The organism is Solirubrobacter phytolaccae (assembly GCF_027587195.1).
Classification (GTDB): domain Bacteria; phylum Actinomycetota; class Thermoleophilia; order Solirubrobacterales; family Solirubrobacteraceae; genus Solirubrobacter; species Solirubrobacter phytolaccae.
Genome location: NZ_JAPDDP010000029.1, coordinates 1 through 18,419 on the forward strand (window position 1 = coordinate 1; position 18,419 = coordinate 18,419).

Genomic DNA, 18,419 nt, shown 5'->3' on the forward strand with positions numbered 1-18,419 from the left:
GGCGGCGGGTGGCGACGCCCGCGCGGCGGGCGCCGGCTCCGTCGGCGACGGCGTCGCCGACGTGCTCGTCGCCGGCGACGGCGCCGTGCGCCGCGGCGACGGTTCACTCGTGGCCGAGCTCGACGACGTCGACGCGCTCACCATGCGTGGCGGCGCGGTCTTCGCGAGCCTCGCGGGCGGCGGCCTCGCCGCGCTCAACGGGCGCAACCGCTGCGCCGATCCCGGCACCGACGTGCAGACGTGCGGCAGCGCGGAGCAGCCCGGCACGCTTGCGACGGTGAGCGTCTCCGCCGACGGCAACCTCGTCGCGACGACCGACGGGCAGGCCGCGCAGTTCGCGTTGCGCGTGGACACGACGGCAACCGTCAACCGCGCTCCCGTCTGCCCGGGCGGCGCCGCGAGCACGCGTCCCGGCCACGCGGTCACGATCCGCCTCGTGTGCGCGGACGCCGACGGCGATTCGCTCACGCTGAAGATCACGACGCCGCCCCAGCACGGCAGCCTCTCCACGCTCGACACCGCGACCGGCAGCGTGCAGTACACGCCCGCGCCGGGCTATCGCGGCGGCGACGCGCTGCGCTTCACGGCCACCGACGGCACGACGACCACGCCCGAGGCGACGTTCGCGCTGACCGTCGCCAACACCGCCCCGACGTGCCGCGACGCGGGCACGGACGGGTCCCTCCACGTCGACTGCACGGACGCCGACGGCGACTCGCTCACGATCGAGGTCGTCCAGGCGCCGACCGCCGGCACGATCAGTCCCTTCACAGGGCTCGGCGCCCAGTGGACCATGCCCACCAACTGGACCGGCACCGCCACGCTCACCTTCCGCGCGAGCGACGGCGTCGACCACTCCAACACGGCGACCGCCACGTTCACGCGCGTGGCCAAGACCGACGCGCCGACCTGCTCGTGGCTCGGCCCGATGCACGCCGCGCGCAACGGCGGCGTGGACGACGTGCGGCTCACGTGCGTCGACCCGGACGGCGGCAACGTCACGGTCACCGTCCTGGACAGCCCGCTCGGCACGCTCAACGTCTACGCCAACCAGAGCCGCATGTCGTTCACCGGCGGTGGCAAGGACGGCGAGGCGGACGCCAAGCTCCGCGCCGTCGACGACGAGGGCACGGTCGCGATCATCCCGGTCGCCACCAAGGTCTCCAGCCCGCCCGCGGGCTGCGGCAACGGCTGCAAGCCCGGCACCGACGGCACCGTCACGATCGAGTACCGCTGCGACGGCGTCCCCGGCGGCCGCAAGGTCTACGACAAGTGCACGGGCAACGCGGTCATGATCGTCTGCACCAGCGCGAAGGTCTGCGAGACCCTGCCGAAGGGCACCGCCGGCACCGCGTCGGTCAAGGCCAAGGGCGTCAAGCTCGCCACGGCCAAGATCACGGTCAAGCCCAACGGCAGCGTGCGCCTCAAGCTCAAGCTCACCGCCAAGGCGCGCAAGCTGCTGGCCAAGCAGCGGAAGCTGACCGCGGTGGTCCTGATGGACGTCCAGCGCCTGGACGGCCGCCACGACCAGCTCCGCAAGGTCATCACGCTCAAGGCGCCGCGGAAGCGGTGAGCCGGTCGGGCCCGGGGACGGGCAGCTCGGCGCGCACGCGCCAGCCGCCGTCAGCCCCGGGCCCCGCCACGAGGTGACCCCCGTAGAGCTCGACCCGTTCGAGCATGCCCGCCAGGCCGCGTCCGCTGCCGCCGCCCACGCCGCGGCGGCCGGCCGCGTTGACGACCTCGATCACGAGCCGGCGGTCGACCAGCGAGACGGTCACAGTCACCGGGACCGGGCCGGCGTGGCGGCCGACGTTGGTCAGGGCCTCCTGGACGATCCGGACCATCGTCAGCGCCAACGGCAGCGGCAACGCGGAGGTCTCCACGCGCTGGTCCAACGCCACGGGCAGGCCGGAACGCGCGACGAGCCCCGCCAGGTCGTCGGCAGCGGCGGCGCTTGCGCCGAGGCGGGCGAGATCGCGCTCGACGTCGCCCGCGACCTGCGCGACGGCGGCACCCGCGTGACGGGCCCGCACCAGGTCCAGCGGCGCGTAGCGGACGGCGACCGCGGCCTGGAGCGTGATGATCGTGACCGCGTGGCCGACCACGTCGTGCAGCTCGCGCGCCGCGCTCAACCGCTCCGCCAGCAGGTGCTCGCGGGCGCGGGTCTCGTGCACGCGGTCGGCGCGCTCGTGGGCGCGATGGGCCCGGGCGGCGGACACCGCGCGGTCGCGGACGAGCAGCCCGCCGACTCCGCACGCCACGGGCAGCAGCACGATGAAGCTGTACGCGTAGGCCTCGTAGGGCTGCTGCTCGAGAACCATGCAGAGCACGCACGCGGCCGTGCCGGCGAAGACGACCGCAGCGCCACTCAAAACGTTCCGGGCCTGGGTCGCGCCGATGAACGTCGTCGCCGCGACCACGTAGAACTGCGTGAAGGTGAGCGTGCTGAGATCGTGCAGCAGCATCCGCACGACCACGAACGCGAACACCGCCAACGTGGCCGGGACCGGCCAGCGGCTCCGCCACAGCAGCGGCAACGGGCAGAGCACGGCGGTGACCCAGGGCGACCAGGAACCGAGCACCGGATCGGGGACCGGGTACATCGTCGGGAACGGGTCCTGCAGCACCATCAGCTGGTCCGCGATCCCGAGCAGCGCGAGCAGGACGACCGGCGCCGCCACACCCAGCACGTGCTCCGCCCTCGTCCGACGCGCCGCCGCGACGGCTGAGCCCAGCTCCGACGTCTCCACCTCGCGCACGCCGGTCGGCGGCGCCAGCTCGAGCTCGCTGTCCGGCGCGCGCAGGAGCCGCACCGCGCGGCGCAGCTCGAGCATCGCCGCCTGCGCGCGGTCGTGCACCGTGCCCATCAGCTCGGCCAGCTCGCCCGCCCCCGCGCACCGGGCACGGTCGGCGAGCGGCCGCACGCCGCCCAGCAGCAGCGCGACCGCCCCGTCGACCTCGCCGGCGATCCGCGCGCGCTCGTCGGCCAGTGCCACGTCCAGTCGCCGCTCGGACGTCGCCTCCAGCTCGCGCACCTCGCGCTCACGCTGCTCGGCCTCGGCACCGCGGTCGCGCAGCGCGATCCCCGCGCTCACCCCGCCGATCGCCAGCGTCAGCGCGTGCGAGTAGCCGCCGATCGAAGCGTGCTGATAGACCCCGAAGCCCAGCAGGTCCATGGTCAGGATCCCGCCCAGCAGGAGCCCGCCGGCCGCCAATCCGCGCCACGGGAAGCTGCGCGGGGGAGAGCCCGCCTCCGACAGGAACAGCGCGACGATCAGCACCACGGTCTGCGCCGCGGCGCCCGGCGCGCGCTGCTCGGCGACGTCGCGTGCGACCACCAGCGCGACGACGCCGAGCGACGCGAGTCCTGGGGCGCTCCGCGCCGCCACCAGTGGGAGCGGCAGCGCGAACGCCCACACGACCACGATGATCGACACCCCCTGGCCGCTGGGGACAGTCAGCTGCCAGTAGGCCTCGCCCGCGCTCCAAAGGGAGAGCGCGAGGACGAGCGCAGCTGCGCGGCGACTCGTCCCGAGGATCATCACCGCACAGCCTGCCGACCACCACCTCCGGCCACATCCACCGAAAGGTGTGGCGCGCCCCGACGATCGGTGCGTTCAGCGCCGGCCGGGCCGCACGAGCCCGCTCTCGTACGCGAGCACGACCGCGCCGACCCGGCTGCGCACGCCGAGCTTGCTCAGCAGCCGCGTCACGTGCGACTTGATCGTCGCGTCGCTGAGGAACAGGTCGCGGCCCATCTCGGCGTTCGACTTGCCGTCCGCGAGCAGCAGCCAGACCTCGCGCTCGCGGTCCGTGAGGTCCTCCAGCCGCGCCGAGAGCCGCGCGTCCGGCTCGGGCCGCACGAGGTACTCCTCGATCAGGCGCCGCGTGAGCGCCGGGTCGAGCACGGACTCGCCGGACGCGATCGTGCGGATCGCCGCCGCCAGGCGCTCCGGCGCGAGCGCCTTGAGCAGGAACCCGGACGCGCCGGCCTGCAGCGCGCGATAGACGTACTCGTCCTGGTCGAACGTGGTGACCATCACGACCCGGGCGCGCGAGCCGGCGGCCAGCAGCCGCTTGGTGGCCTCGATCCCGTCGAGCACCGGCATCCGGACGTCCATCAGCACGACGTCCGGATGCGTGCGCAGCACGCCCTCTACCGCGGCGGCACCGTCGGACGCCTCACCGGCGAGCTCCATGTCCGGTTCGAGCTCGAGCAGGGCGATGAGGCCGCCACGGACCAACGCCTCGTCTTCGGCGACGAATACCTTCAGCACGCGGCAAGCCTACGGCTCCGTCGTCGAGAGGGTGAACGTGAGCGTCTTCGTGTACGTCCCGGTCCGCAGCGCGTCGCGATCGCCGATCGCCTGCCGGTACGTGATCGGCACGGCCTCGCTGGACGTCGGACCGCTCCAGGCCGTCTTGCCGAGCTCCACCCGCAGCGGCTGCGGCAGCGTGAACGCACCGTTCGCGAGGTGGCCCGGGTCGGAGACGGACAATGCCGCGTTGCCGGCGGTCGACGTCACGGTGGCGGACGAGCTCGCCGTGTAGTCGCGCGCCACGCCCGGGAGGAACGCCGGGAAGCTCGCGGCGCCGACGCTCAAGGCCAGCGTCGCCGGCACCGTGCCCCCGACCTCGCCCGGGACCGGCGTCGCGGTGCTGATCCGGTCGCTCCCGTTGTGCACCCAGACGTTCCCGCCGCGGCCCGTGACCCGCGGTGTGGTCGCGATCACCGCCGGCGCGTCCGCGGCCACGTTCACCGCGATCACGATCGGCGGCAGCGAGGCGCCCGGCGCGAGCACGGTCATCCGCGTGCAGGAGACGGTGGCGCCGACCGTGCACGTCCAGCCGGTCCCGCTCGCGCTGGTCGCGCTCAATCCCGCGGGGATCGCCTGCGTGACGACCGTCGGGTTGTCGTCGCTCGGCGTGTCGGTCGTCGGGTTCGAGACCGTCAGCGTCAGCGTCCCCGTGCCGCCGCGCGCGAACACCGCGGGGGAGTGGGCGGCGTCCACGCGCAGCGGCTGCGGCACCGTGTGCCACGGCGAAGGCGGCGTGCCGGGGTAGGCGAGCGGGATGTAGGGGACGGAGTTGGTGATCGGCGGGATCGGCGCGCCGCTGTTCGTGTAGCGCCCGGCGACGACGCGGCCGGAGGCGTCGAGCACGCCGAAGCAGTAGCCGCGTGCCCGCGCCTCGTCGATCAGCATCGCGACCGCGGCGACGGTCGCGGCGCCGGCGCCCGTGTCGATCGGCCCGTCGTGCAGCACGATCCCGCGGCCCGGCCGCAGCCCGGCGAGGATCGCGTCGCGGATCTGCGTCGCGCTGAACGCCGGGTCGAAGTCCAGCGTGCCGACCGACCCGCTGCCGTCGCCCGCGAAGCCGAACGAGGCCGCGGTCTCGTTCACGAACGCGTTGGTGCCACCGAACGGCGCGCGCAGCACCGGCAACAGCCCCGGCTGCATCAGCGCCGCCGCGCCCTCGAGCTGGAACCGCAAGCCGTTCGCCGACAGGTTCGTCAGCCGCGGGTGCTCGTACGAGTGCAGCGCGATCTTGTGGCCCTCGGCGAGCGTGAAGGCGTGCAGCGCCGGGTTGGCGACGTGCCGCGCCGCGAGGTTGAAGAACGTCGCCGGCGCGCCCTTGGCCCGGAACACCGCGAGCGTCTGCGGGCGATAGAAGGACGGGCCGTCGTCGAACGTGAACGCGATCCGGGTCGCGCACGAGTTGTCCATGCCCCCGACGGGGTTCGGCGTCGCCGCGATCACCGCGTCCGTGTTCGCGCCCGGGAAGTCCGGTGCCACCGCGCGCACCCGCGCCTCGAACGCCGACTGCGAAGCGAACGGCTCGCCTTCCCAGACGGCGTCGAGCAGCGAGCAGCCGTCGGCGCGCTCGGGGTTGATCGCGCTCGCCAGCCAGCCGTTCGGACACCCGTCGGCGGCCACCGGGATCGCGTCGGCGCCGGTGAAGAGCGAGCCGTCACCGCCGCCGACGACGGTCGGCGCCGTGTTGACGACCGCCGGCGCGGCGTTGGTCACGTTGACCGTGACCGTGATCGGCGGATACGAACCGCCCGCCGCCAGCGCATCGCTCCGTGAGCACGACAACGCCGCCGTGCACGTCCAGCCGGGGCCCGAGGCGGCGAGCGGCCCGGCACCGAGCGCCGGGTTGTTCGTCAACGCGGTGAAACCGGCGGGGAGCGGATGCGTGACCGTGACCGCGGTGCCGTCGGTCGCGTCGGCGCCCGCGTTGCGCACCACGAGCGTGATCGTCCCCGAATACGGCGTCGTGTTCGGCGGCGCCGACCGCAAGAAGGTCGGCTTCGCGTGCGTCGCGGACACCGTCAGATCGGGCGCTGCGGCCGCGGGCGCCGCTCCTGCCAGCGCGCCCGCAACCGCGAACACCATCGCTCGGCCGACCATGCTCTCTCCTCCCACCGCCTGGACGAGAAGCGAGCCTATGTGACACGTGTAACCCGTGTCAATGGCGAATCGCCCAGGGGGCGAATCGCTGGGAGTTCCCCCGCTCGCGTCGCGGCCCGCCGCGTCCGCGGGAACTCCCTTGCGGGCTAGTACCCGATCGCGGCGTCGATCGCGATCGCGCCCCGGGCGCGGGCGACCGACACGCGGTGGTGGCCGTCGCGGACCGCGTAGCCGCCGTCGACGGGCACGACCGAGATCGGCGGGAGCATCACGCCGCGCTCTTCCGCGATCCAGACGCGCTCCCAGCGCCGGCGGGCCGAGGCCCGTACCGGGGCGAACGTGGCGTCGAACTGCGTCGCGCGGCTCGGCTCGAGCGTCCCGTGGATGGCCTCGATCGGGATCTCGTGGACGCCGCCGCGGGCGGTCACGACGTGCGGCGTCGAGTACACGGGCAGCTGGACCCGGGCGCGGCGCAGGCGCCGGAGGCGTGCACCGCGCCGGGCTCGGGTGAACGCGGTCTCCGCGTCGATGAGGGCTCCGCCGGTCTTGAACATGCCTCCAGACTCGCGCTGAGACGGGCCGGCCACATCGGACGGATGGTCCTCAATTCGCCCTCGAGACCCCTTACGTGACAAGACTGGACGTATGTACTGACGGGTGCGCAACGATTCCGTCAGTCGCCAAACCGTTGACGGCAATCGCCCGCCCAGCGCGAAAAACCGGAATCAAGAATTATGAGTTTTGGAGCGAAGGCGAACCCCTGAGTGCGCCGGATCGATGCGATGCCCTTGCGCAGGGTTTGGCCGTTCAGGTACAACACCCGCCGGGTTCGGAGGTTCGGAGGGTGGAACAAATGGAGCATGGACCGGCTCGGAGGCCGGCGCTTCCTACGGTGTCGCTTGCTGCGGTTGGTGCCGCGGCAGTGTCACTCGCGGTCGTAGCCGTCCCCTGGCTGCGTATGTCGTTCGAGGCACCTGGCTTACGGGTTGCGCTCGAAACTGGTGGGTCATTGCTGGCGGTCACGACGGTTGGTCTCCTCGTGCGCCAATGCGGGCTGCGCTCACGCGCGGACCATTTGTGGTTGACGCTGGGTCTGGTCGTGCTTGCGGCCACCTCGCTCGCGGTCGCGGGCTTGATCGTCGCGGACGCCTGGTCCGGCGAAAAGGCGCGCTACGCCATCGCGGGCAACCTCGCGGGCACGGCGCTGCTGGCGATTGCTGCGTTCGCGCCGACCGGGCGCTTACGAGTACGGGCGCGGCGGATTCTCCTGCCGGGAGCCCTGCTCGCGGCGGTGCTGTTCGCCGCTACCTCGTACGTCGCGGGCCTCGCGAAGGCGCCCGTCCAGATCGCGGTCGCCACGACGCTGCTGGTCGCCGCCGTCGGGCTCGCACGCCGCGCCAACCGCCGCGACGAGCCGCTGCTGCGCTGGATCGCGGTGGCCGTCGTCCTCGGCGCGTTCGCCAAGGTCGACTACGCGCTCATCCCGCCGATCGGCGCGCAGGCCGTGCACCTCGGTGACGTGCTGCGCATCATGGGCTGGGTCGCGCTGTCCGTCGGCGTCGTCGGCGAGCTGCGGACCCGCATGCGGGTCCGGGCCGAGACCGCGGTGGCGCTCGAGCGTCGCCGGCTCGCCCGCGAGCTGCACGACGGTGTCGCGCAGGAGCTCGCGTTCATCCGCCGTCGCGCCGGCCGCCTCAGCGAGAGCGCGGACGGGCTCGAGATCCTCGGTGCCGCGGACCGCGCGCTCGAGGACTCCCGGCGCGCGATCGAAGCCCTCGTCCCGCCGGCGCACGAGCGCCTGGACGTCGCCCTCGAGCGCCTCGGGGCGCGGCTGGCGACCGAGTGCGGGGTCGAGGTCCAGGTCAACGTGCGTGAGGCCGCCGACGTCAGCGACGAGGTCCGCGCCGAGCTGGTGCGGATCATCTCGGAGGCGACGCGTAACGCCGCGCACCATGGCGGCGCACGCCACGTCCGAGTGGACCTGACGGCCGCGCCGCTGGCCGTCCGGATCATCGACGACGGCAGCGGGTTCCGTGACGGGGCCAACAGCGGGCTCGGCGTGGCGGGCTACGGCCTGATCGCGATGCGCGAGCGCGCGGAGTTGGTGGGCGGGCAATTCAGCCTGGAATCCGTCCGCGGCGCCGGTACCCTCGTGCAAGTGGTGCTGCCATAGAGCCCGTGCGCGTACTCGTCGCCGACGACCATGGCCCGACGCGTGAGGACATCGCGGCGGCCCTGGGGCGCGACGGCGGGTTCGAGATCATCGCGACCGCGGAGGATGCTCCGGGCGCGGTGGACGCCGCGTTGCGTGAGCAGCCGGATCTCGCGCTGCTGGACGTGAACATGCCGGGCAGTGGCCTCGCCGCCGCCTGGGAGATCACCGCGCGGCTCCCGGCTACGCGCGTGGTCATGCTCACCATCTCCCGCGACGACAGCCACGTGTTCGCCGCCCTGCGCGCGGGCGCGGCGGGCTACCTGCTCAAGGACACGGAGACCGAGCGGCTGCCGAACGCCCTGCGGGACGTGATGGCGGGGGAGGCCGCGTTGCCGGTCACGCTCGTCACGCGGCTCGTGGAGGAGTTCCGCGACCGCGCGCCGCGCCGCCGCGCGCTGATGCCCTCACGCGAGGGCTCGCCGCGGCTCACCTCCCGCGAGTGGGAGGTGCTCGAGCTGATGCGCCGCAAGATGACGACGGCGCAGATCGCGCGCACGCTCGTCGTCTCCCCGGCGACGGTGCGTTCGCACGTGGCCGCGATCCTGCGCAAGCTGCGCGTGCCCGACCGCGACGCCGCAGTGAGGTTGCTTGATAATCCGGAGGCGTGAGGGCTCACGGCGAGTTCCTCGCCGGCGCGGTAGGTGAGCTCGCCGGCGTCTCCGGCACGACGATCGGCCAGTGGGCGCGCTGGGGGTACATCCGCGCGTCCCAGTCCGACGGGGACCCGCACGTCTACTCGCTCGAGGACGTGGCCGAGGCGGTGATGGTCAAGGCACTGCTGGACCGTGGCGTGTCGCGGCCGATGATCCGGCGCGCAGTGGCGCATCTCACCGACTACGGCGACTGGCCGCTGTCGGAGGCGCGGCTGGCGACGTCGAGCAACGGGCGCCGCACCCGGATCGTGCTGCGCGACGACGACGGCGCCTACGCCCTGTCCCCGCGCGGCTGGCAGCAGATGGTCGCCCCGCCACCGCTGGAGGACGTTCGCCTCCGCCTTAGGCGCGCCGGGTAGCTTCTGTAAGACATGCGTCGTCCGCTCCTTCTCGCCCTCTGGTGCGCCGTGCTGTTCGTGGCGGCGTACGTCGGGTTCGTGCACGTCCCCGCGCTGCGGGACGCGGATCTGCGCGTGCTCGAGGGCTTCATGGGGCTGTGGTCGCTGCCCGGCGCGCAGTTCGGGGACGACCTCGTACTGGCGTTCGACCCCGCGCCGTTCGCGGCGATGGTGCTCGGCGTCGTGGCCGTCGCGCACCTGCTCGGCCGCACGCGGGCCGGCCTGCTGGCGGCGGGCGCGATGCTCGCCGCGAACGTCAGCACGCAGATCCTCAAGCCGCTGCTGGCGATCCAGCGCGACTTCCCGCTGGACCACTTCATGGGGCCCGAGGCCTACCCGAGCGGGCACACCACCGCGGTGATGAGCTTCGCGCTCGCCCTCGTGATCATCGCCCCGCCGCGCTGGCGCGCGCTGGTGGCGACGTTCGCGGGCCTGCTGACCGTGCTCACGACCTTCTCGATCATGATGCTCGGCTGGCACTACCCGAGCGACATCGTCGGCGGGCTGCTGGTGGCGACCTTCTGGGCGTGCCTGGTCGTGATCCCGCTGCGCGCCGAGGTGCGCGCGCCGAGCCTGCGGGCATCGGCCCGGGCGGGCGCCGTGCTCGTCGGCGGCGCCGCTCTGCTCGCGCTCACGCGGCCGGCCGCGGCGGTCGACTACGCGCTCGCGAACACGACCTGGCTGCTCGGCGCGGTGGCGATCGCCGTCGCCGCGCTCGTGCTCAGCGGAAGCGTCCCGGCTCCCACAGCGGCTCGGCCGCGCCCGCGGCGTGATTTGCCGCACGGCTGAGGATGAAGAGCAGGTCGCTGAGGCGGTTCAGGTAGCGCACGGTCTCGGCACTCACCGCGTCACCGCAGGCCAGCACGCGGCGCTCCGCGCGGCGACAGACCGTGCGGCAGACGTGCAGGTGGGCGGCGGCGAGCGTGCCGCCGGGCAGCACGAACGACTTCAGCGGCGGCAGCTCGGCGTTGGCCTCGTCGCAGGCGGTCTCCAGCCACGTGGTCTGCTCTGGGATCACGCGCAGCCGGTCACGCGTGCCGCCCTCGGGCACCGAGATGTCGGCGCCGACATCGAACAGGTCGTTCTGGATGCGCTTCAGCCAGCCCTCGTAGGGTTGGGGAAGCCCGCCGGCGGCGAGCGTGACGCCGAGCTGGGCGTTGAGCTCGTCCACGGTGCCGTAGGCCTCGATCCGCGGATCGGTCTTCGGGACGCGGCTCATATCGCCGAGATGCGTCTCTCCGCCGTCACCGAGGCGGGTGTAGATGCGTGTCAAGTTAACGGTCATCTCGCACCACTGTCGTATACCACTGTGCCGATGAAATTCGCCCCTGTCCTTCTCGCCGCCGTGCTGGCGCTGCTCGCCGCCGGTTGCGGCTCCAAGGCCGAGGTCCCCACCGGTGGCCGCGTCACGGTCACCGTGTCGCAGGACTTCGGGGAGACGCGCCTGGCGCCGACGCGTGGGCAGACCGCGGCCGAGGAGGACACCGTCCTCGACGTGCTCGAGCGCTCGCAGTTCGAGGTGCGCGCGACCGGGGCCGACGTCGACGAGATCGACGGGCTGTCCGGCGGCCGGCAGGACGGCAAGCCCGTCGAGTGGTACCCGTACGTCAACGGCATCGCGAGCCTCGAGGGCGCCGCCACGCGCAAGCTCTACAAGAACGACCGCGTCTGGTACGACCATCACGCGACGGGCTCGAAGATCGAGGCCGTCGTGGGCTCGTTCCCGCAGCCGTTCACGGGCGGCATCGACGGCAAGAAGTACCCGATCCGGCTCGTCTGCATGGCGCCGGAGGACCGCTCGTGCGACGAGGTCGAGACGCGGCTGGAGCAGGCCGGCGTGCGCGGGCTCACGCGCTCGAACCTCGAGTCCTCACCCGGGCAGGTCCTGCGCGTGCTCGTCGGCACCTGGAAGGAGCTGCGCAAGGACATCGCGGCCCGCGAGCTCGAGAAGGGCCCGACCGTCTCGGGCGTGTTCGCCAAGCCGAACGCCGCGGGCGACCAGATCGAGCTGCTCGGCCCGGACGGCGCGGCCGTGAAGGCGCTCGGCCCGGGCACGGGCCTCGTCGCGGCGACGACGTTCCTCGAGCAGCGCCCGACGTGGCTGATCACCGGCACCGACGACGTCGGCGTGGCCGCGGCGGCCGCGGCTCTCACCGAGGACATGCTGCGCTTCCGCTTCGCGCTGGCGATCGAAGCGGGCCAGGGCGTCCCGTTGCCGGTCGAGACGCCGTAGCGTCATGTAGCTTTCCGCACCAGGTTGCGGATCGGGGTTCCAAAGGAGAGATTGGAACGCGAGCGACGGGTGGCCATCGTGCCCGATGTCGTGCGCCGCTTGCGCGCGGCCGAGCACGAGGTCGTCGTCGAGGCCGGGGCGGGGGAGCGCGCGAACGTCGCGGATGACGCGTTCGTCGCCGCGGGCGCGGAGGTCGGCGATCCGTGGGCGTGTGAGGTGGTGGCGAAGGTCGCGCCGCCGCTGGACGACGAGGTCGCGCGGCTGCGCTCGGACACCATCCTCGTCGGCTTCCTGAACCCGCTGGGCAACCCGGCCGGGTTGGAGGCGATCGCCGCGACCGGGGCGACGGCGCTGGCGATGGAGAAGATCCCGCGCATCTCGCGCGCGCAGTCGATGGACGCGCTGTCCTCGCAGGCGACGGTGAGCGGCTACCGCGCGGTGCTGATCGCGTCGACCGAGCTGCCGCGCTTCTTCCCGATGTTCATGACCGCGGCGGGCACGGTCCCGCCCGCGCAGGTGCTCGTGCTCGGCGCGGGCGTCGCCGGGCTGCAGGCGATCGCGACCGCGCGGCGGCTCGGCGCGGTGGTCACGGGGTTCGACATCCGGAGCGCCGTGAAGGAGCAGATCCAGTCGCTCGGGGCGAAGTTCTTCGAGGTTGAAGGCCTCGGCGACGCGGAGGCGGCGGGCGGCTACGCGCGGGAGCTCACGCCCGAGGAGCAGCAGCTGCAGCGGGATGCGTTGAGCGTGCAGATGGGCAAGTCGGACGTGATCGTCACGACCGCGCTGGTGCCCGGGCGGCCGGCGCCGAAGCTCATCCCGGCGAGCGCCGTCGAGGGGATGAAGGCCGGCTCGGTGATCGTGGACCTCGCGGCCGAGGCGGGCGGCAACTGCGAGCTGACGCGGCCGGGGGAGACGTTCGTGACCGACGGCGGCGTGAAGATCATCGGGCCGCTCAACCTGCCGTCGGAGATGGCCGAGCACGCGTCCTCGCTGTACGCGCGCAACATCCTGTCGCTCGTCGAGCTGGGGTTCGACCCCTCCGACGAAGTGGTGTCCGGCGCCACCGTCACCCGCGATGGGAAGGTCGTCTAAGTGGACTTGCTGACCGAGCTCGCGATCCTCGTGCTCGCCGCGTTCGTCGGCTTCGAGGTGATCTCGAAGGTGCCGAACACGCTGCACACGCCGCTGATGAGCGGCACGAACGCGATCCACGGCATCGTCGTGCTCGGCGGCCTCATCCTGATCGGGCACGTCGAAGGCGTGCTCAACGACATCCTGCTCGTCGTCGCGATCGCGTTCGGCACGATCAACGTCATCGGCGGCTTCCTCGTCACCGATCGGATGCTCGGGATGTTCAAGGGCAAGAAGCCGGGGCCGGATGAGCCGCGCTGACGTCATCAGCGCGCTCTACATCGTCGCCTTCAGCCTGTTCATCGTGGGGCTGCGGATGCTGCGCGGGCCGCGCACGGCGGTGCGCGGCAACCAGGTCGCGGCGGTCGGCATGGCGATCGCGGTCGGCGCGACGCTCGCCCAGGAAGGCGTCGGCGACTGGGGGCTGATCGCGCTCGGCGTGGCAATCGGCGTCGCCGTCGGCGTCCCGAGCGCGCGCAGCGTGAAGATGACCGCGATGCCGCAGATGGTGGCGCTGTTCAACGGCGTCGGCGGCGGGGCGGTCGCGCTCATCGCGGTGGTCGAGTTCCGCGCCTCGCCGGTCGAGCTGCCGCTGGACGAGCTGATCCCGCTGCTGTTCGCGGCGATCGTCGGCTCGATCTCCTTCTGGGGCTCGAACATCGCCTTCCTCAAGCTCCAGGAGCTGATGCGGCGCGCGATCCGCACGCCGCCGATCGTCAACGGCGCGCTGCTGTTGACCGCCGTCGCGCTGGCCGTGGTGATCGCGGCGGGCAGTGAGTCCGAGCTGCTGTTCTGGCTGATCCTGCTCAGCGCGGGCGCGCTCGGCGTGCTGGCGGTCGTGCCGATCGGCGGCGCCGACATGCCCGTCGTCATCAGCACGCTGAACGCCTTCACGGGGCTCAGCGCCGCCGCCGCGGGCATCGCGCTCGACAACACGGCGCTGATCGTCGCCGGCATGCTCGTCGGCGCGTCCGGCTCGATCCTCACCAAGCAGATGGCCGACGCCATGAACCGCTCGATCGCCAACGTCTTCTTCGCGGGCGTCGGGACGGGCGCGCCGAGTGCGCTGGCCGCGCCGGGCGGAGGCGGCACCGCGCGCTCCACCAGCGCCGCCGACGTCGCCATCCAGCTCTCCTACGCCCGTCTGGTCGTCGTCGTGCCCGGCTACGGCATGGCGGTCGCCCAGGCCCAGCGTGCCGTCGCCGACCTCGCGACCGAGCTCGAGAAGCGCGGCGTCGAGGTCCTCTACGCCATCCACCCGGTCGCGGGCCGCATGCCCGGCCACATGAACGTCCTGCTCGCCGAAGCCGACGTCCCCTACGACAAGCTCAAGGAGATGGACGACATCAACGGCGAGTTCGCCCGCACGGACGTCTCGCTCGTGATCGGCGCCAACGACGTCACCAACCCCGCCGCGCGCACCGAGCCCGGCTCGCCGATCTACGGCATGCCGATCCTCGACGTCGACAAGTCCGCCTCGGTCATCGTCCTCAAGCGCTCGATGTCCTCCGGCTTCGCGGGCATCGACAACCCGCTCTTCTACGACCCGAAGACGGCGATGCTCTTCGGCGACGCCAAGTCTTCGGTCGCCGACATCGTGAGCGAGGTCCAGGCGCTCTAGCGGATCGCGAAGTCGATCGCGACGATGTGGTCGGCCCGCGTGACGACGGAGACCGCGACGCGCACGCGCCCGATGCGCATGGGCGGCAGCCGCAGCCGGCCGTGCGTGGGGAGCTTGGCCAGCCGCGCGTCGAGGTAGCGGGCGAGCGGCACGGAGTCGCCGATCAGGACCTCTTGGCCGGTCACGAACGCGTCCGCCTCCGCGTCACCCTCGAGGCGCCAGCGGGCGCCGGTGAGGGTGAGCCGGGTGACGCGGCCTCCGCAGGCTCGCGCCGTCAGTCCGAGGCGTGGCCAGCGGGCCTCGCAGCCGGCGCGACGCGGTGTGCCGAGACCTTCGCGCAGCGCCTTTAGCCGCGGGGCCTTGCGGTCGTAGTGGGAGAGCGTGAACGAGCGGGCCGTGTTCATCGACTGCAGGGAGACCTCGGGCCCGTCGTCGTCGTAGCGGTGCAGGCGGTTGCGATAGATCCGCAGCGAGTACACGTCGCGCGGCTCGAAGCCTCGGTCGGACCCCGGGTTCACGCAGCTTCCACGCAGCTCGACGACGACGGGCTCGGGCACGGTGTCGAGCAGGCCGTCATCGCCGCGACACGACGGGATGCGGTTGCCTCCGGTCGGGCGCACCATCGCCCAGCCCGCGCTGGTGCGGTGCGCCCACACCGTCCACATCGCGGTCCCGGCCATGCCCGGGTTCCGGGCGGCCTCGCAGACGGTGGCCGCGACGCCCCACGTGCCGTCGTCGGTGACCAGCGGCAGCGAGCTCGAGCGGCGATCAGCGCGATCAGCACACGCATTCGGTGAAGCCTAATCGCTCGGAAGGGGTGGAGCCGCAGTCACCCCTTAGGTGGCTGGTCGCGTGCCCTCCATCGCGCGAGCGTGTGGGACATGCCGTTCGTCCGCCTCGCGGCGTGCTGCGCCGCGCTCGTCATCGTCGGGGCGTGCGGGGCCGAGTCGCGCCCGCGCCCGGCCGCCGCGCCGACCGCCACGCCCGATCCGAGCGGGCTGCGGTTCGTCAAGCCACCGCTCGTCACGTTCCACGCCGGCGACGACAGCGTGAGCATCACGGCCCGCCTCAACCGCGGGCTGCGGCACAACCTCGGCCATCCCGGGGAGGTCGCCGACACGCCGGTGGTCCTCGACGTGCCGACTGCTGAGCACGACTACCTGGTGGGGATGGATCGTGATCCCGTGCGACCCACGTGTTACCGCGAGACGGTCGGGGTCGACACGCCGCTGGTCGACGGGCAGCCGATCGAGGTGTCGCTCGTGCTGGACGAGCAGCGCCGCGTCACGACGACCGCCACGCTGCGGGAGCTCGCGGACGGCGAGTCGATCCGGCCCGAGCGCGAGCTGGGCTGCCCGAACCGCGAGCCCGGCCTGCCGTCCGTCCACCGCTGCGACGACGACGCTCCCGGCCTCTACTCGATCTGGATGGTGTCGGCGCGTGGGACGAGCTGCCGGCGCGCGGCCGCGGTGATGCGCGCCGCCGAGCGCGACGCCCCCTCGGGCGGGGACTGCTACGAGGACCTGTGCCTGCGCGGGCAGGAGTACCGCGGCTACCGGTGCCGGGCCGCGCTCTCCGGCGAGGCCTACTGGGATATCGTTTGCTCACGCGGCGAAGCCGAGGTCCGTGGCAACGCAGCGGACTGACCAGGGCGGTTACCGTGCAGGCATGAAAACGCTGTACGAGGCCGAGGCGGTCGCCACGGGGGACGGCCGCAACGGGCACGCGCGCTCCACCGACGGGATCCTCGACATCGACCTCGCGATGCCGGTGTCGATGGGCGGCAGCGGCGACGCGACGAACCCGGAGCAGCTGTTCGCGGCCGGCTATGCGGCGTGCTTCCACAGCTCGCTGATCACGATCGGGCGGCGGTTGAGGCTCGCGCCCGGCGATTCGACGGTGACGGCGCACGTCACGCTCGGCAGCACGGAGCAGCGCGCGTACCAGCTCGCGGTGCGCCTCGTGATCGACCTGCCGAACCTCGACCGCCCGGTGGCGGAGGAGCTCGCCGAGGCCGCGCATCAGCAGTGCCCGTACTCGCACGCTACCCGCGGCAACATCGACGTCACGTGGGAGATCGTCTGAGTTCGATCGTGCACAACTGAGTTGTGCGCTACCGTTGGTGATCGATGTCGGCCACCGCTGTCCCGGAGAATCCGCTCGCGCTTGATCAGCAGGTCTGCTTCGCGCTGTACTCGGCGTCCCGCGCCGTCACCGCCGCGTACCGGCCGCTGCTGGAGCCGCTCGGGCTGACCTACCCGCAGTACCTGGTCATGCTCGCGCTGTGGGAGCAGTCGCCGCGCACGGTGCGTGAGCTGGGCACGACCCTGAACCTGGAGTCCGGCACGCTGTCTCCGCTGCTCAAGCGGATGGAGGCCAACGGGCTCGTGACGCGTACGCGGTCGACCGCCGACGAGCGCCAGGTCCTCGTCGGGCTCACCAAGGCCGGACGAGCCCTTCGCGAGCGAGCGGAGACCGTCCCGGCGCAGCTGGCACAGGCGGCCGGCATCGACGAACACACCCTCGTGCTGCTCCGCCGCACGTGCCAAGCCCTCATCCAGGAGTCCTGACATGAAGACGCTCTACACCGCCGAAGCGACTGTCACGGGGGAGGGCCGGGACGGCCACGCGCGTTCGTCCGACGGCGTGCTGGACGTGGAGCTGGCGATCCCCGCCGAGATGGGCGGCCAGGGCGGCGCGACCAACCCCGAGCAGCTGTTCGCCGCGGGCTACGCGGCCTGCTTCCACAGCGCGCTGCGCACGATCGCCCGGCGCGAGAAGACCGATCTCGGCGAGTCCACGATCACCGCCAGCGTCGGCATCGGCCCGACCGAGAACCGCGGCTTCGGCCTCGAGGTCAAGCTCGTCGTCGACCTGCCCGGCTTCGAGCGCGAGGAGGCGGAGCGCCTCGTCGAGGCCGCCCACCAGGTGTGCCCCTACTCGAACGCCACGCGCGGCAACATCGACGTCGCCCTCGAGGTCGCATGAGCCGCGTGCGCGCGGCGGCACAGGTCCTGCTCGGCGCGGCGATGGCCGGCGCGGGCACGACGCACCTCACCACCGCGCGTGAGGAGTTCAAGAACCAGGTCCCGCCGTGGGTCCCCGTGGACGCGGACCTCGTCGTCCTGGCCTCCGGCGTCGTGGAGATCGGCCTCGGCGCGGCGATGCTGGCCACGTGGAAGCAGCCCAAGCGCGCGCTCGTCGGCGCGACGCTCGCCGCCTTCTACATCGCGATCTTCCCGGGCAACATCGCCCAGTACACCGAGCACCGCGACGCCTTCGGGCTCGACACGGACACCAAGCGCCTCGTCCGCCTGTTCTTCCAGCCGCTGCTCGTGCTCTGGGCGCTGGAGGCGACCGACGCGCGCCGCGTCTGGCGGGCCCGCCGCGGTTAGCCGTTGTAGTCGACGCGGGTGACGCGCCCCGACCGGTCGTAGAGGATCTCGAGGGAGAGCTCGTCGCGGTCGACGATCGAGCCGTTGTCGCCCGCGGGGTAGTAGTCGCGATCCGCGAAGACGGTCGGCCAGTCCGCACCCGAGCCCAGCACCGCCCGCACACGCTTGCGGGTGAGCCCGACGAGCGCCTGATCACGCTCGGCGGCCCGCGCCTGCCGGCCCTGCTCCTTCTCGTCGCGGGCCTCGATCGCGGCCCGGTAGGCGGCGGGGTCCCACTTGGCCTTCGTGGTCACGCACCCGCTGCACGCGAGGGCGAGGATCGCGATCGCGAGCCACCTCATCGTCCCGCAAGCTAGCCAC

Annotated in this window: 21 protein-coding genes; 14 read left to right on the plus strand and 7 right to left on the minus strand. The window is 72.7% G+C overall.

What is annotated here, in order from left to right; genetic code table 11:
- A partial coding sequence (locus tag OJ997_RS16700; RefSeq protein WP_270026310.1) for an Ig-like domain-containing protein occupies positions 1–1,573 on the plus strand: 1,573 nt, incomplete at its 5' end.
- On the opposite strand, the gene OJ997_RS16705 is transcribed toward OJ997_RS16700, so the two are convergent.
- The 4 genes from OJ997_RS16705 to OJ997_RS16720 all read right to left on the minus strand — a co-directional run bounded on the left by OJ997_RS16705 (position 1,551) and on the right by OJ997_RS16720 (position 6,967).
- Complete coding sequence (locus OJ997_RS16705) at positions 1,551–3,542, minus strand: sensor histidine kinase (protein WP_270026311.1); 1,992 nt, start codon at positions 3,540–3,542, stop codon at positions 1,551–1,553. The genes OJ997_RS16700 and OJ997_RS16705 overlap by 23 nt on opposite strands.
- 75 nt (positions 3,543–3,617) lie before the next feature.
- The gene (locus OJ997_RS16710) at positions 3,618–4,277 is read right to left on the minus strand and encodes a response regulator (RefSeq protein ID WP_270026312.1); all 660 of its coding nucleotides are present in this window, start codon (positions 4,275–4,277) and stop codon (positions 3,618–3,620) included.
- A gap of 9 nt (positions 4,278–4,286) precedes the next feature.
- Positions 4,287–6,398, minus strand: coding sequence for a polysaccharide deacetylase family protein (locus OJ997_RS16715; protein ID WP_270026313.1), 2,112 nt, complete (start codon positions 6,396–6,398; stop codon positions 4,287–4,289).
- A gap of 161 nt (positions 6,399–6,559) precedes the next feature.
- The gene (locus OJ997_RS16720; RefSeq protein WP_270026314.1) at positions 6,560–6,967 is read right to left on the minus strand and encodes a hypothetical protein; all 408 of its coding nucleotides are present in this window, start codon (positions 6,965–6,967) and stop codon (positions 6,560–6,562) included.
- A 527-nt stretch (positions 6,968–7,494) separates the two neighbouring features.
- On the opposite strand from OJ997_RS16720, the gene OJ997_RS16725 reads away from it, so the two are divergent.
- Genes OJ997_RS16725 through OJ997_RS16740 form a run of 4 tightly spaced genes read left to right on the plus strand, consistent with a single transcriptional unit; the run spans position 7,495 to position 10,468 of the window.
- A complete protein-coding gene (locus OJ997_RS16725) occupies positions 7,495–8,586 on the plus strand; it encodes a sensor histidine kinase (RefSeq protein ID WP_270026315.1) in 1,092 nt (363 codons plus the stop codon).
- A gap of 5 nt (positions 8,587–8,591) precedes the next feature.
- On the plus strand, positions 8,592–9,236 hold the full coding sequence (locus tag OJ997_RS37620; RefSeq protein WP_270026316.1) for a response regulator: 645 nt from the start codon (positions 8,592–8,594) through the stop codon (positions 9,234–9,236).
- Complete coding sequence (locus tag OJ997_RS16735; protein WP_270026317.1) at positions 9,233–9,640, plus strand: MerR family transcriptional regulator; 408 nt, start codon at positions 9,233–9,235, stop codon at positions 9,638–9,640. The genes OJ997_RS37620 and OJ997_RS16735 overlap by 4 nt, the downstream gene beginning before the upstream one ends.
- 12 nt (positions 9,641–9,652) lie before the next feature.
- Positions 9,653–10,468 (plus strand): phosphatase PAP2 family protein, encoded by an 816-nt coding sequence (locus OJ997_RS16740; RefSeq protein WP_270026318.1) that lies wholly within the window; start codon positions 9,653–9,655, stop codon positions 10,466–10,468.
- Here the strand turns inward: OJ997_RS16740 and OJ997_RS16745 are convergent.
- On the minus strand, positions 10,401–10,964 hold the full coding sequence (locus tag OJ997_RS16745) for a cob(I)yrinic acid a,c-diamide adenosyltransferase (RefSeq protein WP_372517904.1): 564 nt from the start codon (positions 10,962–10,964) through the stop codon (positions 10,401–10,403). The genes OJ997_RS16740 and OJ997_RS16745 overlap by 68 nt on opposite strands.
- A gap of 30 nt (positions 10,965–10,994) precedes the next feature.
- Here OJ997_RS16745 and OJ997_RS16750 point away from each other — a divergent pair, with 30 nt between their 5' ends.
- The 4 genes from OJ997_RS16750 to OJ997_RS16765 are packed head-to-tail and all read left to right on the plus strand — an operon-like array spanning position 10,995 to position 14,664.
- Positions 10,995–11,912, plus strand: coding sequence for a hypothetical protein (locus OJ997_RS16750; protein ID WP_270026320.1), 918 nt, complete (start codon positions 10,995–10,997; stop codon positions 11,910–11,912).
- Between the two features lie 24 nt (positions 11,913–11,936).
- Complete coding sequence (locus OJ997_RS16755; protein WP_270026321.1) at positions 11,937–13,004, plus strand: Re/Si-specific NAD(P)(+) transhydrogenase subunit alpha; 1,068 nt, start codon at positions 11,937–11,939, stop codon at positions 13,002–13,004.
- Positions 13,005–13,304 carry an NAD(P) transhydrogenase subunit alpha part 2 gene (locus OJ997_RS16760; RefSeq protein ID WP_270026322.1) on the plus strand — a complete coding sequence of 100 codons (300 nt, stop codon included), beginning with the start codon at positions 13,005–13,007 and terminating at the stop codon, positions 13,302–13,304. It begins immediately after the preceding gene.
- Positions 13,291–14,664 (plus strand): NAD(P)(+) transhydrogenase (Re/Si-specific) subunit beta, encoded by a 1,374-nt coding sequence (locus OJ997_RS16765; RefSeq protein ID WP_270026323.1) that lies wholly within the window; start codon positions 13,291–13,293, stop codon positions 14,662–14,664. The genes OJ997_RS16760 and OJ997_RS16765 overlap by 14 nt, the downstream gene beginning before the upstream one ends.
- Here the strand turns inward: OJ997_RS16765 and OJ997_RS16770 are convergent.
- Positions 14,661–15,344 (minus strand): hypothetical protein, encoded by a 684-nt coding sequence (locus tag OJ997_RS16770; RefSeq protein ID WP_270026324.1) that lies wholly within the window; start codon positions 15,342–15,344, stop codon positions 14,661–14,663. The two genes, OJ997_RS16765 and OJ997_RS16770, sit on opposite strands and share 4 nt — an antisense overlap.
- Positions 15,345–15,545: 201 nt before the next feature.
- Here OJ997_RS16770 and OJ997_RS16775 point away from each other — a divergent pair, with 201 nt between their 5' ends.
- The 5 genes from OJ997_RS16775 to OJ997_RS16795 are packed head-to-tail and all read left to right on the plus strand — an operon-like array spanning position 15,546 to position 18,059.
- Complete coding sequence (locus OJ997_RS16775; RefSeq protein ID WP_270026325.1) at positions 15,546–16,310, plus strand: hypothetical protein; 765 nt, start codon at positions 15,546–15,548, stop codon at positions 16,308–16,310.
- 22 nt (positions 16,311–16,332) lie between these two features.
- The gene (locus OJ997_RS16780) at positions 16,333–16,749 is read left to right on the plus strand and encodes an organic hydroperoxide resistance protein (RefSeq protein WP_270026326.1); all 417 of its coding nucleotides are present in this window, start codon (positions 16,333–16,335) and stop codon (positions 16,747–16,749) included.
- Positions 16,750–16,793: 44 nt separating this feature from the next.
- Entirely contained in the window at positions 16,794–17,234 is a 441-nt protein-coding gene (locus OJ997_RS16785) for a MarR family winged helix-turn-helix transcriptional regulator (protein ID WP_270026327.1), read from the plus strand.
- A gap of 1 nt (position 17,235) precedes the next feature.
- Positions 17,236–17,652: an organic hydroperoxide resistance protein gene (locus OJ997_RS16790; RefSeq protein WP_270026328.1), complete on the plus strand. Its 417-nt coding sequence runs from the start codon at positions 17,236–17,238 to the stop codon at positions 17,650–17,652.
- A complete protein-coding gene (locus OJ997_RS16795) occupies positions 17,649–18,059 on the plus strand; it encodes a DoxX family protein (protein ID WP_270026329.1) in 411 nt (136 codons plus the stop codon). The genes OJ997_RS16790 and OJ997_RS16795 overlap by 4 nt, the downstream gene beginning before the upstream one ends.
- Here the strand turns inward: OJ997_RS16795 and OJ997_RS16800 are convergent.
- Positions 18,056–18,400 carry a hypothetical protein gene (locus OJ997_RS16800; protein WP_270026330.1) on the minus strand — a complete coding sequence of 115 codons (345 nt, stop codon included), beginning with the start codon at positions 18,398–18,400 and terminating at the stop codon, positions 18,056–18,058. The genes OJ997_RS16795 and OJ997_RS16800 overlap by 4 nt on opposite strands.
- Positions 18,401–18,419: the final 19 nt, after the last annotated feature.

Bases quoted from the DNA above. Each gene is read 5' to 3' on its own strand.
- OJ997_RS16720 (WP_270026314.1), bottom strand. From the start codon at position 6,967: ATGTTCAAGACCGGCGGAGCCCTCATCGACGCGGAGACCGCGTTCACC.
- OJ997_RS16780 (WP_270026326.1), top strand. From the start codon at position 16,333: ATGAAAACGCTGTACGAGGCCGAGGCGGTCGCCACGGGGGACGGCCGC.
- OJ997_RS16790 (WP_270026328.1), top strand. From the start codon at position 17,236: ATGAAGACGCTCTACACCGCCGAAGCGACTGTCACGGGGGAGGGCCGG.
- OJ997_RS16705 (WP_270026311.1), bottom strand. From the start codon at position 3,542: ATGATCCTCGGGACGAGTCGCCGCGCAGCTGCGCTCGTCCTCGCGCTC.
- OJ997_RS16745 (WP_372517904.1), bottom strand. From the start codon at position 10,964: ATGACCGTTAACTTGACACGCATCTACACCCGCCTCGGTGACGGCGGA.
- OJ997_RS16770 (WP_270026324.1), bottom strand. From the start codon at position 15,344: ATGGCCGGGACCGCGATGTGGACGGTGTGGGCGCACCGCACCAGCGCG.
- OJ997_RS16740 (WP_270026318.1), top strand. From the start codon at position 9,653: ATGCGTCGTCCGCTCCTTCTCGCCCTCTGGTGCGCCGTGCTGTTCGTG.
- OJ997_RS16795 (WP_270026329.1), top strand. From the start codon at position 17,649: ATGAGCCGCGTGCGCGCGGCGGCACAGGTCCTGCTCGGCGCGGCGATG.
- OJ997_RS16800 (WP_270026330.1), bottom strand. From the start codon at position 18,400: ATGAGGTGGCTCGCGATCGCGATCCTCGCCCTCGCGTGCAGCGGGTGC.
- OJ997_RS16765 (WP_270026323.1), top strand. From the start codon at position 13,291: ATGAGCCGCGCTGACGTCATCAGCGCGCTCTACATCGTCGCCTTCAGC.
- OJ997_RS16715 (WP_270026313.1), bottom strand. From the start codon at position 6,398: ATGGTGTTCGCGGTTGCGGGCGCGCTGGCAGGAGCGGCGCCCGCGGCC.
- OJ997_RS16785 (WP_270026327.1), top strand. From the start codon at position 16,794: ATGTCGGCCACCGCTGTCCCGGAGAATCCGCTCGCGCTTGATCAGCAG.
- OJ997_RS16775 (WP_270026325.1), top strand. From the start codon at position 15,546: ATGCCGTTCGTCCGCCTCGCGGCGTGCTGCGCCGCGCTCGTCATCGTC.
- OJ997_RS16750 (WP_270026320.1), top strand. From the start codon at position 10,995: ATGAAATTCGCCCCTGTCCTTCTCGCCGCCGTGCTGGCGCTGCTCGCC.